At 40.2% G+C, this 264-nt stretch carries 1 protein-coding gene; it reads left to right on the plus strand.

All coding sequences use genetic code 11. The features are described from left to right. A partial coding sequence (locus ACG9ZB_RS17425) for a C-terminal helicase domain-containing protein (RefSeq protein WP_419326863.1) occupies window positions 1-264 on the plus strand: 264 nt, incomplete at both ends.

The raw sequence follows: 264 nt of genomic DNA on the forward strand, positions 1-264 counted from the left end.
CTTTGCTGGTAGCGCCTGAAACATGGTCAATTGAAAATGAAGCAGGAAAAGTCATTGCAAGTTTCCAACAAATTCCACTTCGTTTGGCGTGGGCGATTACCATTCATAAAAGCCAAGGTATGACTTTGGAAGCTGCTGAAATTAACCTGATGCATACCTTTGAAAAAGGGCAAGGTTATGTTGCGCTCTCACGTTTGAAGTCTTTAACAGGGTTAAAATTATTAGGTTTTAATGAACAAGCTTTGGAGTTAGATAGTCTGGCTG

Source organism: Acinetobacter johnsonii, assembly GCF_048551975.1.
Lineage (GTDB): Bacteria > Pseudomonadota > Gammaproteobacteria > Pseudomonadales > Moraxellaceae > Acinetobacter > Acinetobacter johnsonii_A.